The 15,838-nt window shown below is 66.2% G+C and carries 18 protein-coding genes; 6 read left to right on the top strand and 12 right to left on the bottom strand.

The genetic code is table 11. The features are described 5' to 3' along the window. Nucleotides 1–265 precede the first annotated feature (265 nt). Entirely contained in the window at nucleotides 266–1,030 is a 765-nt protein-coding gene (locus AB0L97_RS25145) for a potassium channel family protein (RefSeq protein WP_364433777.1), read from the bottom strand. A 332-nt stretch (nucleotides 1,031–1,362) separates the two neighbouring features. On the opposite strand from AB0L97_RS25145, the gene AB0L97_RS25140 reads away from it, so the two are divergent. Then, complete coding sequence (locus AB0L97_RS25140; RefSeq protein ID WP_364433774.1) at nucleotides 1,363–2,697, top strand: carotenoid oxygenase family protein; 1,335 nt, start codon at nucleotides 1,363–1,365, stop codon at nucleotides 2,695–2,697. Between the two features lie 195 nt (nucleotides 2,698–2,892). Here AB0L97_RS25140 and AB0L97_RS25135 read toward each other — a convergent pair whose 3' ends face one another. After that, a complete protein-coding gene (locus tag AB0L97_RS25135; RefSeq protein WP_364433771.1) occupies nucleotides 2,893–3,585 on the bottom strand; it encodes a dienelactone hydrolase family protein in 693 nt (230 codons plus the stop codon). A 477-nt stretch (nucleotides 3,586–4,062) separates the two neighbouring features. After that, on the bottom strand, nucleotides 4,063–5,013 hold the full coding sequence (locus AB0L97_RS25130; RefSeq protein ID WP_364433768.1) for a zinc-binding dehydrogenase: 951 nt from the start codon (nucleotides 5,011–5,013) through the stop codon (nucleotides 4,063–4,065). Between the two features lie 77 nt (nucleotides 5,014–5,090). Between AB0L97_RS25130 and AB0L97_RS25125 the strand changes: the two genes are divergently transcribed. Beyond that, nucleotides 5,091–5,699, top strand: coding sequence for a helix-turn-helix domain-containing protein (locus tag AB0L97_RS25125; protein WP_364433765.1), 609 nt, complete (start codon nucleotides 5,091–5,093; stop codon nucleotides 5,697–5,699). Between the two features lie 73 nt (nucleotides 5,700–5,772). Here the strand turns inward: AB0L97_RS25125 and AB0L97_RS25120 are convergent, their stop codons facing one another. The 4 genes from AB0L97_RS25120 to AB0L97_RS25105 form a co-directional block, all read right to left on the bottom strand. Next, the gene (locus AB0L97_RS25120) at nucleotides 5,773–6,186 is read right to left on the bottom strand and encodes a DUF1003 domain-containing protein (RefSeq protein WP_364433762.1); all 414 of its coding nucleotides are present in this window, start codon (nucleotides 6,184–6,186) and stop codon (nucleotides 5,773–5,775) included. 206 nt (nucleotides 6,187–6,392) lie between these two features. Further along, nucleotides 6,393–7,223: an LLM class F420-dependent oxidoreductase gene (locus AB0L97_RS25115; protein ID WP_355074294.1), complete on the bottom strand. Its 831-nt coding sequence runs from the start codon at nucleotides 7,221–7,223 to the stop codon at nucleotides 6,393–6,395. A 299-nt stretch (nucleotides 7,224–7,522) separates the two neighbouring features. Beyond that, entirely contained in the window at nucleotides 7,523–7,753 is a 231-nt protein-coding gene (locus tag AB0L97_RS25110) for a DUF6400 family protein (protein ID WP_355074292.1), read from the bottom strand. Nucleotides 7,754–7,991: 238 nt separating this feature from the next. Beyond that, on the bottom strand, nucleotides 7,992–8,444 hold the full coding sequence (locus AB0L97_RS25105; protein ID WP_355074290.1) for a helix-turn-helix domain-containing protein: 453 nt from the start codon (nucleotides 8,442–8,444) through the stop codon (nucleotides 7,992–7,994). 90 nt (nucleotides 8,445–8,534) lie between these two features. On the opposite strand from AB0L97_RS25105, the gene AB0L97_RS25100 reads away from it, so the two are divergent. Together AB0L97_RS25100 and AB0L97_RS25095 are read left to right on the top strand one after the other, a co-directional pair. Continuing rightward, a complete protein-coding gene (locus tag AB0L97_RS25100) occupies nucleotides 8,535–8,945 on the top strand; it encodes a dihydrofolate reductase family protein (RefSeq protein WP_364433756.1) in 411 nt (136 codons plus the stop codon). A 46-nt stretch (nucleotides 8,946–8,991) separates the two neighbouring features. Then, nucleotides 8,992–9,369 carry a PPOX class F420-dependent oxidoreductase gene (locus AB0L97_RS25095; protein ID WP_356967487.1) on the top strand — a complete coding sequence of 126 codons (378 nt, stop codon included), beginning with the start codon at nucleotides 8,992–8,994 and terminating at the stop codon, nucleotides 9,367–9,369. Nucleotides 9,370–9,442: 73 nt separating this feature from the next. On the opposite strand, the gene AB0L97_RS25090 is transcribed toward AB0L97_RS25095, so the two are convergent. Continuing rightward, a complete protein-coding gene (locus tag AB0L97_RS25090; RefSeq protein ID WP_364433752.1) occupies nucleotides 9,443–9,835 on the bottom strand; it encodes a hypothetical protein in 393 nt (130 codons plus the stop codon). 227 nt (nucleotides 9,836–10,062) lie between these two features. Here AB0L97_RS25090 and AB0L97_RS25085 point away from each other — a divergent pair, with 227 nt between their 5' ends. Next, on the top strand, nucleotides 10,063–10,719 hold the full coding sequence (locus AB0L97_RS25085) for a VC0807 family protein (RefSeq protein ID WP_364433749.1): 657 nt from the start codon (nucleotides 10,063–10,065) through the stop codon (nucleotides 10,717–10,719). A 51-nt stretch (nucleotides 10,720–10,770) separates the two neighbouring features. On the opposite strand, the gene AB0L97_RS25080 is transcribed toward AB0L97_RS25085, so the two are convergent. From AB0L97_RS25080 to AB0L97_RS25070, 3 genes are all read right to left on the bottom strand, one after another. Continuing rightward, nucleotides 10,771–11,517, bottom strand: a complete 747-nt coding sequence (locus AB0L97_RS25080) for an ABC transporter permease (protein ID WP_356967482.1) — start codon at nucleotides 11,515–11,517, stop codon at nucleotides 10,771–10,773. Between the two features lie 165 nt (nucleotides 11,518–11,682). After that, nucleotides 11,683–13,116 carry an aminobutyraldehyde dehydrogenase gene (locus AB0L97_RS25075; RefSeq protein ID WP_364433744.1) on the bottom strand — a complete coding sequence of 478 codons (1,434 nt, stop codon included), beginning with the start codon at nucleotides 13,114–13,116 and terminating at the stop codon, nucleotides 11,683–11,685. Between the two features lie 494 nt (nucleotides 13,117–13,610). Beyond that, complete coding sequence (locus tag AB0L97_RS25070; protein WP_364433741.1) at nucleotides 13,611–14,033, bottom strand: VOC family protein; 423 nt, start codon at nucleotides 14,031–14,033, stop codon at nucleotides 13,611–13,613. A 93-nt stretch (nucleotides 14,034–14,126) separates the two neighbouring features. Here AB0L97_RS25070 and AB0L97_RS25065 point away from each other — a divergent pair, with 93 nt between their 5' ends. After that, the gene (locus tag AB0L97_RS25065; protein ID WP_364433738.1) at nucleotides 14,127–15,128 is read left to right on the top strand and encodes a transcriptional regulator; all 1,002 of its coding nucleotides are present in this window, start codon (nucleotides 14,127–14,129) and stop codon (nucleotides 15,126–15,128) included. 139 nt (nucleotides 15,129–15,267) lie between these two features. Here AB0L97_RS25065 and AB0L97_RS25060 read toward each other — a convergent pair whose 3' ends face one another. Further along, complete coding sequence (locus AB0L97_RS25060; RefSeq protein WP_364433735.1) at nucleotides 15,268–15,672, bottom strand: hypothetical protein; 405 nt, start codon at nucleotides 15,670–15,672, stop codon at nucleotides 15,268–15,270. Between the last annotated feature and the right edge of the window lie 166 nt (nucleotides 15,673–15,838).

Genomic DNA, 15,838 nt, shown 5'->3' with positions numbered 1-15,838 from the left:
TGCCGCCGTAATAGCGACCACCGCAACACTTCTCATAGCTCGACCCACGCCGGCCTCCGCTCTCGACGAACTCCACCTGGCTCATCGCCCCCACCTCACCCCCGGTTACGGCCCTGCGCGCCCCTACTTGCAGGGGCGGCCCCGCACCGGCCCGCATCCGCTGGTGGTCGCGGCTGTGGCGAATCATGTCGAAATCCGGCCGACACCGCAGGGTCGCGTTGGCGACTCTCGCCGGAGATGGGCATTGTCACCGAGGATGCGTGGGTCATTCGGCCGGCACGGTATCCGGCTCGATCCCAGTGGATCGCAGAGCGGCCACCTCGGCACGTAACGCTCTGATCTCTGCGACGAGTTCTGTGATCTCCCGATCGGTACTCTCCACATTCGCCTCGACGCTCTTCAGCTGATCCATCACCCAGCTGGTGGTGGTGCCGATTGCGAAACTGATCAGGCCGATGCCCAAGGTCATCAGGATCAGCGAGATCAAACGGCCTTCGGTGGTCACCGGATACACATCGCCGTAGCCGACGGTGGTCACCGACACCATCGACCACCACAGCGCGTCACCGAAATTGTGGATCTTGCTGTCGGCCGCCCCGTACTCGGCGTCGAAGAATGCCAGGCTGCACAGCAGCAGAAGCAGTAGCGAACTAGTTCCGACGAATACCGCGAGCCTGGCTCTGGTCGTCGTGTTCCGGTTCAGGGTGCCGATCACGAGCATGGCCGCCCGCAACAGCCGCAGGGGGCGAAGCGGCGGCAACACCACGATCAACAGGTCGACCGGGTGGGTACGCAGGAATCGCAACCGGTTCCCGGACAGCACCAACCGCACGGCGAAATCCAGCGCGAACGCCGCCCAGATCAGCACGTCGACCCGGGTGAGCCAGGCGTCCAGGCGAGGCGATGCCCCGGTATCGAGCACCTGCCAGGCATAGACGCAGAGAAACGCGACGGCCAGCACCATCAAGGGGATGCCGGTCGTCCGCTCCCAGGACTCTCTGCGGGTGCACTCGGAATGTGTTTCGGTCATCGGACTACCTGTGTCGCTGCGCAGCGGTGTCGGCGACACCGCGGGTTCGGCCGCCGAGTCCCGAAAGAGACCGGCCGTTCTCCAGCCGATTCTCACACGGAACCCAGGTCACCGTGCCTATCCCGGTCGTCATTCCAGCGGCGAGTCGGCCGGCGCCATCCGCGACGGCCGCCGCCGGCGCGGATGGCGGTGATCGAGTCGCGCATATTTTCTTGCGCGGCGCTGAGCTGGGAGTTCGGTGAGCGGCTCAGGGCTTCGCCGAAAACAAGTCTGTTTGTTCGGGAATTGTCTCGGCATCCTGGCACGGCGATCCAGGGAAGGGAGATCCGACGATGACAATGCCGTCGCACGCAGCCGTGCCGCTGCATCTGGCCGGGAACAACGCGCCGGTCACCGAGGAATGCACCGTGGAACCAGCGGAGGTGATCGGAGAAATACCCGCAGACTTGAACGGAATGTTCGTGCGTAATGGTCCCAACCCACGGACCGGTTGGTCACCGCACTACTTCGCCGGGGACGGCATGGTCCACGCGGTCGCCTTGACGGAAGGACGCGCGCGCTGGTATCGCAACCGCTACGTGCGCACCCCGCTCTACCACCACCCGGGCCGATCGCGCTTCGAACTCGGCTTCGACCCGGCGACCGCGACGATGGATTACCGGGTCACCACGGCCAACACTCACGTCGTCAGCCACGCGGGCCGACTTCTGGCGCTCGAGGAAGGCGGCTTCCCCTACCAGCTCACGCCGGAACTGGAGACCGTCGGACCGTTCACCTTCGACGGCGCGCTGCGAACGCCGATGACGGCGCACCCCAAGATCTGTCCGGAATCCGGCGAGTTGCTGTTCTTCGGTTACCGACTGCGCCCGCCGTATCTGACCTACCACCGTGTGTCACCCTCCGGCGAGCTGCTCCGGACCCAGCCGATCGAACTTCCGCGCGCCACGATGATGCACGACTTCGCCGTGACCCGGCACCATGTGGTCTTCATGGACCTGCCGGTCGTGTTCGACCAGGTCACCGCAGCGTGGCGCTGGGACGACGGACATCACGCGCGGTTCGGGGTGATGGCCCGCGCCGGTGGCCCGGTCCGCTGGTTCGACATCGAACCCTGCTATGTGTGGCATACCCTCAACGCATTCGAGGCCGACGGCGCCATCACCCTCACCGGTACGCGGGTGGCAGCATTGTGGCGGGACGGCAGCGACGATATCGGCGGCGGGCTGCCACGCCTGCACCAGTGGCGCCTGCTGCTTGCCGAGGGCACCGTCACCGAACAGCAGGTGGACGACGCGGTGGTCGAGTATCCGCGCGTCGCCGACAGCATGGTCGGGCTCCACCACCGCTTCGGTTACCTGGTCAGCTTCTCGCTCGAAGCCGAACCGAGCCACTCCCGCATCTACCGCTACGACTTCGCCGACGGCGCCTCACGGCGCACTCACCGACTGCCGGAAGGGCGTACCTGTGGTGAGGCCGTGTTCGTCCCGCGCGCCCAGGCGACGGACGAAAACGACGGATACCTGATGAGTTTCGCCCACGATCGTCTTCACGGAAACGGCTACCTTCTGATTCTGGACGCCGCCGACCTCGCCAGCCCTCCCATCGCCGAAGTCCACCTGCCCGTCCGAATCCCCACCGGCTTCCACGGCAGTTGGATCCCCTCTTGACTCCATCTCCAGCTGTTGCGCCGACCGCCCGCGCGGTCTCCTCCAATCCGTGTGTCGAGGCAGCGCGGCGCGCAGGTGTGCGGCCGATGCCGCGGTGTCCGGGACCGCCGTCGCGGACGGCGGGGAGCGTTCGATGCTCTACTGGTCCGACAACGCGGGCGGAGGCTCCCCGACGCCGATCTCGCGGCGTCGCGGTCACCGTAGGTGCTGGCCGAAGAACGTGAATACCCTCTGCCACGCGTCCGCGGCGACTTTCTCGTTCTCGCCGAACCCGAAGATGCGCGCCACCGCCTGCACGGGAGTGCGGTCGGCGAAGCTGTGGCCCGCGTCGGGGTAGGTCTTGACGTCGTGTGGAATCTTCTTCTGGGTCAACACTTCTTCGAGGCGCGGGCCGCTACCCCGGTTCATCGGATCGCGTCGGCCGAAGCTGGCGACTATGGGGCATGCGCCCTCGACGATTTCGGCGTACTTGCTCTGCAGGGGCGGTGGATAGAACGGCGCTGATGCGCCGAAACCCTTCGTAGAGGCGACGAGGGCGAACCCGCCGCCCGAGCAGAATCCGGCGATGCCGACTGCACCGGTGCAGTCGGACCTTTCTGCCAAGCATTTTCGTGCCGCCGCGATGTCGTCGAAGGTGCGGCCTTCATAGGCCATGAGATCGTTGAACATCGAGCGCATACAGCGGATCATCCCGCCGCGGGAGTACAGGTTGGGCACGATCGCCAGATAGCCGTTGCCGGCGATGCGACGCGCGATCGCCCGGTGGGGGTCGCGGAGCCCGAGGGCGTCGTGGATGACGACCACGCCAGGCCAAGGTCCCTCGCCGGACGGAATTTCGAGCACCGCGTCGATGGTTTCGTCGAGCGTCTGGATGCTGATGTCTGTCATGGCGCTCTGACTTCCTTCGGTGGGTCGGGGCGAGTTTGTCGGGACGTCGAGCGGTGGACATCCACACGGCCAGCTGAATGCGGTGTCGAGTCTGCTGCGCAAACTCCGATTATCCCAGTTCAGGAGCCTTTTCCAGGTCGACACGCCTGTGCTCGACCCAGCCGGTCGAACAGAAGCTACCTCACCGCCCGCACCATCGAACTCGAATTGAAACCAGCACTAAGTTATTGCGATCGTCGGCGCTTCCGGCTGTCGAACGTAGGGGTCCACCGCGGAAGGCAGGGGATGATGGGGCCATGGCAGTACCGACGCCGCCTCTGAAACCGATACGGCCTGTGAATCCGATGGAGCGCGTCGAGCCGAATCGGGCGGTCGGGGGCTGGGAGGTCCGGCCGCCGAGAAATCTTTCCGGTGGCGCGGGAGGGGCGAATCGCCGGGGCGCGGAGACCTGGCGCTGGATTTCGGTGACGCGATCGCTCACGGCGTCAGGACGATGCGACCGAAAACCTCTCCGGCGTCCATCTTCCGATGCGCCAGCTCGGCCTGCTCCAGCGGCAGCAATTCGTGCACTACCGCATCCAGTTCCCCGCGAGCCGCGGCGGCGAACTGCTCGGCGCGGATCGCTCGCTGGGCGGTGTGGTCGATGGTGTCGGCGCTGAAGGTTGCGAAGGAGAGCGACTTCTGGAACGCCGTCATCATCGTCATACCGAAATCGGCCGGTGGATAGCCCGCGACGATTCCCACGACCACCATGCGGCCGTTCGGCGCGAGTTTGCCGAGGAACGACGGGACGGCGGCGCCGGCGACGATGTCGATGATGACGTCGTAGTCCGCGCCGCCGGTCCCGGCGCGGTCCAACACCTGGGTGGCGCCGAGGGCGCGGAGCCGATCGGCTCTCTCCGGCGAGGAGGTCGTGACCGCGACCGCGGCGGCGCCGGCGCGAGCGGCGAGCTGCACGGCCGAGATTCCGATACTGCCGCCCGCTCCGCGCACCAGCACCGACTCGCCTGCGGCGAAGCGGGCGTGAGCGAGACCGAAGTGCGCCACGACTCCGGAGCTGCCCAGGGTGACCGCCGCGGCCGGAGACAGGTGCTCGGGCAGCGCGAGGATCTGCTCGACGGCGGCAACGGCATGTTCGACATATCCGCCGCCGACCCCGGTGAACGCCCACACCCGCCGCCCCACCCACGAGCGGTCGACACCCGCGCCGACCGCGGTCACCACCCCGGCGACCTCGCTGCCGGGGATGTGCCCCTCCCGGAAGCCGTAACCGCCGAGGGTGCCGCGCCGGATCACCGCGTCCACTCCACCGACGCCGATCGCCTCCGTGGTGACGAGCACCTGACCTGCGGCGGGCGACGGGATGCGAATGTCGGCCACTGCCATGCCGTCAGGGCTTCCGAAGGTCCGGATCTCGATGGCTTTCACTGGCTCTCCTCGTCTCCCGTCAGCCCCCCGAGCCGACGCTAACGGACGCATGCGTCCGCTTAGCTAAAGTGAGAGCGGTGGCCGACCGTTTGCCTCACACTCTGCGTTCGGATGCCAGGGACAACCGCGAACGCATCCTGGACGCCGCGCGGGCTCTGTTCGCCGCCGAGGGAATGACCGTGCCGATGCGCGATATCGCCCGCCATGCCCGGGTCGGGCCCGCGACGCTGTACCGGCACTTTCCGACCAAGGAGATCCTGGCAACCGCCGCGTTCGCCGGTGAGATGCGCGCCTGCCGCGCCCTCGTCGAGCAAGGACTGTCCGACCCGGATCCCTGGCATGGCTTCTGCCGGTTCATCGAGAACATCTGTGCGCTGCACGCCGACAACCGCGCCTTCACCGAGGCGTTCACCTCGACCTTTCCCGACGCAATCGACTTCGCCGCCGAACGTGCCGCTGCGCTACGGGCGGTCGGCGAACTGGCCCGCCGCGCCGAGAAGACCGGGCAGCTGCGACCAGACTTCGCAGTCGCCGACCTGAGCCTCATGCTCATGGCACACCGAGGAATCCGGGCCGGCTCGCAGACCCGGGTGGCGGCCTCGCGGCGCTTCGCCGCGCTCATGATCCAGGCGTTCCGCGCCTCGCCTGAGAACGGTCCGCTGTCGGCAATGCCGCGTGCGCGGTAGGAGTCGCTTTCCGCCGCAACGCAACACCGCGGGACGGTGGCAGCGCGCTGTCGTGCCGGTCGGTCGACCGCGATCACAACCGCTCGGCCTGGTCGGGCGTTTCCTCGATGATGCGACGGTGCAGTTCGGTGGTCATGGCGTGGATGGCGCGGGTGAGTTCGGTGTTCGTCTTGAGTTCGAGCTCTTCCTCGGCGAAGTCGTGGTCGGCTTTGAGCTGCTGGAACTCGGCCGCTCGGTTCTGTCCGATCATCACGAACGTCGAGAGGAAGATGGCCTCGAGGGATACCACGAGAGTCAATGTCGGCCAAGGGCTTTCCTCGCAGAGGAGCATCCAGGCGGCGAATCCGGCCGCGTGGAGGTAGACGAACGGCATCGATCCGGCAAAGCGGGTGATCGAGTCCGCGAGGCGTAGTTGCCAGTTGTCGCGGCGGCGGGTGTGGAAGTCCACCACGACCGGGTGCTGGGCGGGATTCGGCGGCTGGGACATAGTGGGCTCCCCGGCAGGAGGATTGTGGGCGACGACGCCGGAATACTATCGGCCGCCGCCTGCACACCCTCCGACTCCGGCTACCTCTGCGGCAGCGGACGCATCCGTCGCCAGTGCTCGACACCGCTGTACGCACCCATCGAACCGTCGATCGACGTGGATCAGCGAATGGCCGGCCTCACGAGAACGCGGCCCGGCACGGTGATTCAGTCGGCCGCGGTCAGCAGCGGCGCGAGTTGGCGCAGCGAGCCGAGATAGTCCGCATCCAATGCCTGCAGCGCAATGTGATCGGCACCAGCCTTCAGATGCTCGACCAGTTGCCCGGTGACCTCGACGGGCGTGCCGTGCACCGTGAGCACATCGATGAGACGGTCACTGCCCGGTTTGGTCACATCGTCCTCGGAGAAGCCGAGACGCCGCAGGTTCGAGACGTAATTGCGCAGGCCGAGATACATGTCCACCATCTGCCTGCCGACTTCGCGCGCCCGCTGCGGATCGTCGTCGAGCACGAGCTTCTGCTCCGCGACCAGCAGCGCGGAGCCGAGGATCCGGCGCGCCCGCGCGGTGTGCTCCGGCGGAGCCAGATACGGCAGCGCGCCTGCGGTGCGCTCGCGCGAGAGTTCGAGCACCTTCGGCCCGAGGGCCGCCAGTGCGATCCGCTCCTTCGGCACCCCGGCCTTGTCGAGCTCGTCGAGGTACTCCACCAGCGCGTCGTACGGTTTCTGATACGGCTTGTTGGCCTCCGGGTGCCCCACGCCGATACCGAGCAGGAAGCGGCCGGGGAATCGCTGTTCGATCCGGTGGAACGATTCGGCGACCGTATTAGCCGGTGCCGTCCAGATATTCACGATGCTGGTGGCGACGATCAACGTCTCCGTCGCCTCGAGCAACGACTCGACCACCGGCAAGTCGGCGGGCGGCGACCCACCGAGCCACAGCGCGCTGTAACCGAGACCCTCGAGTTCGGCGGCATCCGCGGGAGCGAATCCCCGGTAGCCGCGCCATACTCCGTACCGTCCGAGACCGTCGATCGCCATAAACGTCCGAACCTTCCTTTTGCCTCCGCTGGTCAGCGACCCGCCGCTGAAGGTATACCGTTTCGCGTCCCGGCCCACGCGGGCGTGGACGCCGGCGGGCGAAGATTTCCTCAGGAAAACGATAACGGTGCGGACGACCGGCGCCTACGACCTGGGGGCAGTCCGACCACTCGGCCGTGTCCCTGGTCCCGCGCGACAGCTCTGGATGAGTTCCGGATACCGGCTCGGGGACGATCCGTCCGGCGGTCGGGCTGTCGCACACGCCGAACACCGGTCACGGTTCGTGCTCGGCGGTCGGATCAGTGCGCAGTATCGCGTGTCGCTCGATCCGGCAGGATCCCCGCTTGAACGAGTTCCTCGTAGATTCGCTGCTGCTCATCGTCGAGATTCGAGTACAGCATGGTGTACGCCAGCTCTTCCTCGGCGAGCACCGCGACCGGATCCCAGTCGTCTCCGAGCGCCGCCAAGACGGCGCTGCGCCGTCGTGCCTCGTCCAGCGTGAGGTCGTAAGCGAAATTATGGTCGGCCATTCGGCATCTCCAACCAGGTTCTTTCCAAAATGAATGGACGACGATGCCCAACCACACCTTTTGGCGCAATGATCTGCATCACGTTCTGTGATATGCCTTCGTCACATTCGATGTCCGTACATGCGCTGGACGGCGGAGTAGAGCGAATGATCGGAAGCGTATTCGGCCGGCGATTGATCCAGGCCCCGAATCCCGCTACCCGGCGCCCTCGCAACTGGACGCAACGCAAGCGGGCGGGTCATCCGGCTGCGCCGGGGCCCGGCAGTGTGTCGATGTCCTCCGCGTGCATCGGCTCGCCGCAGTGGGCGCAGCGCAGGTCGACGTCGCTGATCCGGCCGCACGCGTGGTGGCGGTAGAGCACCGGCGGGCCTTCCTGGCCCGAGAGCCATCTGTCACCCCAGCGGGTCATGACCATGAGCAGGTCCACCAGCTCGAGACCCTTCTTCGTGAGGTGGTACTCGTAGCGTGGCCGCTGGTCGTAAGGACGCCGGACGAGCACCCCCTGATCGACGAGGTGGTTCAGCCGCTCGGTCAGGACCTTGCGGGAGATTCCCAGGTCGGCCTGGATCTGGTCGAACCGATTGAGCCCGACCCACACATCCCGCAGGACCAGCGGTGACCACGGCTCCCCGATGACGTCGAGCGTCCGCGCGATCGAGCACGCCATTCCGCTGAAGTTCGTGCGCTGCATGGAAACAGCTTACCCATTGGAGTTCCTTCAGGGAACTAAAGGTGCTACGGTACTGAAGTCTCTTGAAGGAACTCAGAGAGGAATGTGGAGATGAGCAAGGTTTTCAGCGCGTTGGCGGTATCGGTCGACGGAGATATCACCGGCCGTGACCCCGGGGCCGGTCGCGGTCTCGGCGATGGAGGGACGCTGTTCGTCGTCAGCCACCCGCCCGCGCCGGAGATCTCCGACCGCCAAAACCTCGTCACCACCGGCATCGAGGACGCGATCGCGGCAGCTCGTGAGACCGCAGGCGACAAGGATGTCGCCTTCATGGGCGGCGGCGTCGTGACCGAGGCGTTGAAAGCGGGACTCGTCGACGAAGTGGTTCTGCATCAGGTGCCGGTCCTGCTCGGCGAGGGCAGGCCCTTCTTCTGGGCGCTGCCCGAGCAGGTGCGTCTGCGTCTGGTCGAAGCCGTTCCCGCGCCGGGAGTCACCCACCTCCACTACGAGATTCAGCGTTGACCCTTCGATATCGATACCGAGAACTCACGCCCAGGAGATGACAAGCATGCTCGACCCCGAAGTGCGCCGCGTGCTCGAAGGCACCTCGATCGCCCACCTCGCCAGCATCCTGCCCGACGGCGCACCCCACTCCGTCCCCGTCTGGACCGGCACCCACGGCGACCATATCGCGATCATCACCGGCCCCGGCTATCGCAAGACTCGCAACATGCGCCGCGACCCCCGGATCGCACTGTCCCTCACACCGGTCGACAACCCGCTCCGGCCGGTCGTCATCCGCGGCAGGGTCGTCGCATGGCTCGAAGGCGACGCAGCTTGGGAGATCGTCGACCAAATCTCGACGAAATACACCGGCAACCCCTACTCGCGGCAAGAGGAGCGGTTCATCGCGCTCATCGAGCCGACCCGTCAAAGCATCGGCTGAAACCGCGGGGCTACACCCCGGCCGGATGTCCCTACCGTCCATCGCATCGGGGTAGTCGGTGGTTGTACAGCCGTCAGGGCGCATCCAACACACTTGCCGGAACCCCGTAGGGCAGGAACCGCACCCGACGGCGATCATCGGTGTTGTCGCGATGCGCGCGCAAGGCCTCGAGTTCGCTCGGAAAGACCTGCTCGACCTTGGCCTCGCCGATGTCGTCGACTCTGTAGATCACCCACACCCCGCTGCCGGTCTCCCCGGTGGTCTCGCCCTCGGGTTTCGGTGGACGTGGCTGTTGTGATTGGACGAACTGACCGAGCAGCGACGCCAGTGAACCGACGGTCGCGTGATCTACGCGATCCAGGTATACACCGGCTTTCCCGAGCAGGTCGCGGAGCTCGGTGCCCGCCCCACGCAGTGCGCGTTCGAAATCTTCCGGATCGATGCCGAAAGGCCCGTTGGTTGGCATCGCATGTGCTCCTGGGGACGAGTTGGGTGCTACGTCCTCAGTGTCCTCGCCGAACGCCGACTCCGCCACGTCGAACGGCTGCGGGTCCGGGTCGGGTGCCGTTCAGGGGCGGCTACCGCGGCATGACAGTTGTCATGCCCGACATGTGACGGTTGACAGATCCCGGACGGCTCTCGCGTTCGTAGATTCGATTCCTGTCCGGCCCGTTCTTACAGGAGTTGCCCACCATGATCGTCGACGACACCGTTTCCCCCGCCGCGCAGGTTGCCACTGGGCGTCCGGACCTGCGAAAACTGTTCGCCCCCGTGGCGCGCGACATCCTGGTGCCGATAGCGGCCTACTTCGTGCTGCACGCGCTCGGCTGCTCCGATTTCATGGCGCTGCTTGCCGGGGCGCTGGCCTCCGCGGCGACCGTGCTCGTGGAGGTGGCGCGGAATCGCCGGATCGACCTGTTCGCCGGAATGGTCTTGGGCGGCTTCGTGATCGGACTGATCGGGTCGCTGCTCAGTGGCGACGCCCGCACGCTCATGGTGCAACAATCCGTGGTGACCGCCGGTATCGGCGTCACAATCCTCATCGGGCTGTTCTTCGGCAAACCGCTGACCTACTACGCCGCCCGCCGCGTCATGGCGACCGGCGACCTGGCCGTCATCGAGCACACCTACCGCACCAATGCGCTGGCCCGCCGCACCCACGTCCGCCTCTCGGCATTGTGGGGCGTGGGACTGGTCGTCGAGGCCGCGACCCGGATCGTGTTGGTCTACCGGCTGTCGGTGCCCACCATGGCGTGGTTGTCCACGGTGCTGCTGACGGCCACGTTGACGGTGCTGGTGGTCGTCACCGTCCGGATGGTCGAGCGGATGCGCAAGACGCTCAGGGGCTGACCGGCGCGGGGTCGGTGCGGCACCTTCGGCTGGTACTGATCCATTGTGTCGTTATCGTGGTGTGCGGCGAACCTTCGATCGTGCGACCAGTTCGGTGGTCACCGCTACCGCGGATGCTTGGGCCAGCAGCAGGCCGGTGAGAACCAGCATCTGTACCGCGGCGGCTTGCAGGGCTGAACCGCTGGCGAGCAGCACACCGATGAATGCGCCGGGCAGAGTGACCAATCCGACTGTGCGGGTCTGATCGACGCCCGGTAGCAGCGCATCACCCGTACTCGGACGGACGACCTCGAGTCGTGCTTCGCGTTCGGTGAAGCCCAGACTCATCGCCGCCTCCACTTCACCCCACCGTTGTTCGACCGTGTCGAGGGCTCGACGGGCGGCGAGCGATGTCGCGGTCATCGTCCCGCCCAGCACGATTCCGCCGATCGGGACCAACGCCACACCAGTGAGTGGGACCACGCCGCTGATCAGCATCAGTGGCACCACCACCCCGATTCCCGCCCCGAGCGCGACGGTGAGCCACATTCCCGACCAGCCGGCCGAGGACCGCTGCGCGGCGGTCGCCACCGCGGCGGCGAACATGACGGCCAGGACGAGCACCGCGGACCAGAGATGTGCCAGCGCCGCGGCCAGTACCAGCGCGACGATTCCGAGTTGTGCGGCGCCGCGGATCGCGGCGCGCGGAGCCACGGGAGTCGGTCCCAATCGCGCCACCCGATACCACGCGGCCGTCAGAGCCACCATCACCACGCACAGCACCGCCAGTTCGACGCCGGGCTCTACGGTCGCGTGCACCCGCGCCCCTTTCGTCTTCGCTCACGGCACCGGATTCGTTGCCTACGCTGTTGCGATTGTGCCGCCGACCGGCCTGGATCACACGAGTAGGTGATGGCGACGCCGCAATTGGCGCATGGTGCCGCCGGTGGCGGCGACCGGCTGTGCTGTCGTCGTCGTGGGGCTTCAGTCGATCTTGGCCATCACATGCTTGACACGGGTGTAGTCCTCCAGCCCGTACATCGACAGATCCTTGCCGTGTCCGGACGACTTGAACCCGCCGTGCGGCATCTCGGCGACCAGCGCGGTGTGGGTGTTGATCCACACGGAGCCGAAGTCGAGCGCGGCCGACACGCGGAGCGCCCTCGACACATCCTTGGTCCACACCGAGGAGGCCAGCCCGTATTCGACGCCGTTGGCCCACCGGATCGCCTCGTCTTCGTCGGTGAACGACTGCACGGTGATCACCGGGCCGAAGATCTCGTTCTGGCTCATCCGGTCATCCTGCAACAACCCCCCGATGACCGTCGGCTCGACGTAATACCCGTGGTCGCCCTGCCGGTGTCCACCGGCCACGACCGAAGCGTGATCGGGCACCTCGTCGAGGAAGCCGAGCACCCGCTGTAGTTGGTCGGCGTTGTTGACCGGTGGCACCCAGGCATCTTCGTCATCGGCGGCTTTGCCGAAAGTGGTTGTCGCGCCGCAGGCCTGCTCGGCCAGCGCCGCGGTCAGATCGTCGGCCACAGAGCCGTGACCGAGCACTCGGGTGGCCGCCGTGCAATCCTGCCCGGCGTTGAAATAGCCCGCGGCCGCGATACCCTGGGCGGCAGCAGCGATATCGGCGTCGGGGAACACGATCACCGGCGCTTTGCCGCCCAACTCCAAATGCGTGCGCTTCAGGTGGCTCCCGGCCGACTCCGCGACCGCACGGCCCGCGGCCACCGAACCGGTGATCGATACCATCTTCGGAGTCGGATGCGCGACCACCGCCGCACCGGTCGCCCGGTCACCGGCTACCACGTTGAGCACACCTGGCGGCAGGTGTTCGGAGGCCAGTTCGGCGAGCATCACCGTCGTCACCGGAGTGGTTTCGCTCGGCTTGATCACCACGGTATTGCCTGCCGCTATCGCGGGAACGAACTTCCAGATGGCCATCATCATCGGGTAATTCCACGGTGTCACCTGCCCGATGACGCCGATCGGCTCCCGGCGGATCCAGGATGTATGGCCCGCCAGGTACTCGCAGGCCGACTTGCCCTCGAGTACCCGTGCCGCTCCCGCGAAGAATCGGGTCTGGTCCAGCATCTGCGGGATCTCCGCGGCCGAGGTGATGTGGTTCGGCTTGCCGGTGTCGCGGCCCTCGGCCTCGACAAGCGCGTCGGCGGCATTCTCCAACTCGTCGGCGAAATCCAACAGCGCCTTCTGGCGTTGCGCCGGCGTCGTCCGCTTCCAGTCGCGGAACGCTCTGGCGGCCGCTGCGTACGCGTTGTCGATGTCCTGTTCGTCGGACACCGGGGCGGTACCGTACCGATCGCCGGTAGCGGGGTCGACCAGTGCCATCGTCGCACCACCGACCGAGTCGACGAGCTTGCCGTCGATGAAGTTCTGAACCACTGTCATGATGCCTCCTCGATCGCTCTGTTCTGTCGACGATTCGTTGGCGTGGGACGGTCGGTCGACTCGGCATCTGGTCGCCATCGTCGGGCTATCAATTATCGTCGATATTTGATTTATCGATATCGAATGAATCGATTTTACTCCTCTCGCGACTGCCGAGGACTATGCTGCTGGAGTCCTGCTTATCCGCGCCGAACAGCGTCATTTCATCCGATTGCGACGAATTCCGCCTCGCTAAGAATATTGTCGTTCCAGATGTCGGAAAAGTTGTGCACCGCCTTCACCCCCCGCCGACCGGCGTTGCCGCCGCCCATCGGGATATCGAATCATGGCCCGGGGCCCGTCTGGCCACGAAGGCGGCGGCGAATTCGATTGGGTTGGTGGAATGCGGCGGCGATTCTGCGGCAGATGAGATTCGTCAACGCGAAGTGTCCCAGGCGGCCCGGCGGGGAAGGCGGATGGACATCGGGGCGGGAGCGCCCCGATGACGCAACGAGTTATCCGTTGTATTCGCTGACGACGTCGACGACCCAGACCACACCGAAACGGTCCCGCAGCATCCCGTAGGCGGTCGCCCAGCTCGCCGGGCCCATCGGAATCACCACGGTGGCGCCCGCGGTGAGTTTCTCCCAGTAGTCCGACACCTCGTCGACGGTCTCTCCGCGCACGGAGACAAAGAACCCGTTCTCTCCAGGGTGGTAGTCCATCGACGAGGGCACGTCGTAGGCCATGACGTGGAACCCGCTGTCGGCCTGTACCTGGCCCCACATGATCTGGTCGGCCTCGGACTCGTCACGGACAGCTCCGGCGTCTCCGTAGGTGACGACGGCGAGGTGGCCGCCGAAAACGGACTGGTAGAACGCCAGCGCGGCGCGGGCGTCACCGCGGAAGTTCAGGTGGGTGGTGGTTGTGAGGGACAAGGTTGCTCCTGATTCGGCTCGATGGCTGACGTGAGCAACGTTCGCAAGGGTAGTGGCCAGGTTGTGTCCTCTACTTCGGGCAGGATGACAAACATGCCGAAAACTTCCGTGCGACTGCTGGCACTGCTGTCCCTGCTCCAGGCGCGCCGGGACTGGCCGGGAATGCTGCTGGCTCAGCGGCTGGAAGTCAGCCCGCGCACGGTACGCCGTGACGTGGACCGGCTGCGTCAACTCGGCTATCCGATCGTCACCAGCAAAGGCCCGGACGGGGGATACCGGCTCGGCGCGGGTACACAACTGCCACCGCTGCTGTTCGACGACGAGCAGGCCGTCGCCCTGGCCGTCGCACTGCAGATCGCCACCACCGCCGGCGCCGGTATCGAAGAATCCGCGGCGCGAGCGCTGACCACCATCCGTCAGGTCATGCCCGCGCGGCTACGCCACCGCATGGACACTCTTCGGATCACCGCTGTCGCACCGCCCGCCGACCAGTCCGCACCCGAGGTCGGCACGGAGGTTCTCACGGCGATCGGCGCCGCCATCAATGCCCGCGAAGTACTGCGTTTCGACTACAACGGCGCGTCCGCACCGCTTGCCGCCGCGCACCCGCCGCGTCGAGTGCAGCCCCACCATCTCGTCACGTGGGGAGGGCGCTGGTACCTCGTGGCGTGGGACCTCGACCGTGACGACTGGCGGACGTTTCGAGCCGACCGGATCACCCCGCGCATCCCCACCGGCCCCCGCTTCGTTCCGCGCGAACTCCCTGCGGGAGATGTGGCCACCTTCGTGAGCAGCAGGTTTCGCGGTTCGGACGCGAACGGCGGATGGCCCTGCCGCGGTGCGGTCATCCTGCACCTGCCCGCCACCGAGATCGCACCGTTCCTCCACGACGGAGTGGTCGAGGCGCTCGGTCCCGACCGCTGCCGAATCGTCCTGGGCTCGTGGTCGTGGCCCGCGCTCGCAAGCTCTGTCGGCAGGTTCGACGCTGACATCGAGGTCATCGGCCCGCCCGAACTCACCGCCGCTTTCGCCCACCTGGCCCGCCGCTACACCGACGCAGCGAACAGCGGACCCGGCCGGCAGGTGTGCGGGTGAGTCGTTGTCCGGCGGCGCACTCGAATCAGCACGGAACCGCGTCGGGCCCGAACCGATCGCCGGGATCGAACACACCGAGCAGCCGTATACCTGACGAGCAGGTGCGATATACGAGAGGGTGTTGCCTTCGGCTGAACAATCACGCAGGTGGTCGGCAACCGTAACTTTGCGGCATTCGATACCACGGGCGCGGGCAGACCCTGGCGCACGCGGAACACCGGATAGGCCGAGCTTCATTGACCACCAGCTTATTGCCGACGAATGTATGCACGATAAGAGACTTCGAATGGCCGGCGTCAACCAAACCGGTGAAGACGAAGTCGTACATGGTGAGGCGTCTTCCGCATTCGCAGACGATTTTTTGGAGGTAGTACTCGTCGCCGGCGAGCATGCCCTCTCGCAGGTCGAGGATCCGCTCCATCCGTGCGATGTCGACGTCATCTGATTTGGTCGACTTCGTATCGTCTCTGAGTTCGGCAACACTCGGTCCCGATTGTTCGAATTTCTCGCGGGACAGCGAAACGACTCGATCGTAGTCAGCCATTACCGTCCTCCAGGTTCTGGGAGCCATCCCCTCGGCTGCGGTGTCCGGAGGCCGAGTGTAGCCGCCGTTGGATTCGTGGGCCGCATCCGCTCTGCGTTCTCGTTGGCGTGTCGCTGCGCGCGGAATTCGAGATGATTTCCGAGTCGCCTCCCGGTCGCGCCGTGCA

The sequence above is a fragment of the Nocardia sp. NPDC051911 genome (assembly GCF_040681035.1).
Taxonomy (GTDB): Bacteria; Actinomycetota; Actinomycetes; order Mycobacteriales; family Mycobacteriaceae; genus Nocardia; species Nocardia sichangensis.
The sequence above is the reverse complement of the archived record's forward strand: the minus strand, read 5'-3'. Positions and strand labels throughout refer to the sequence as shown.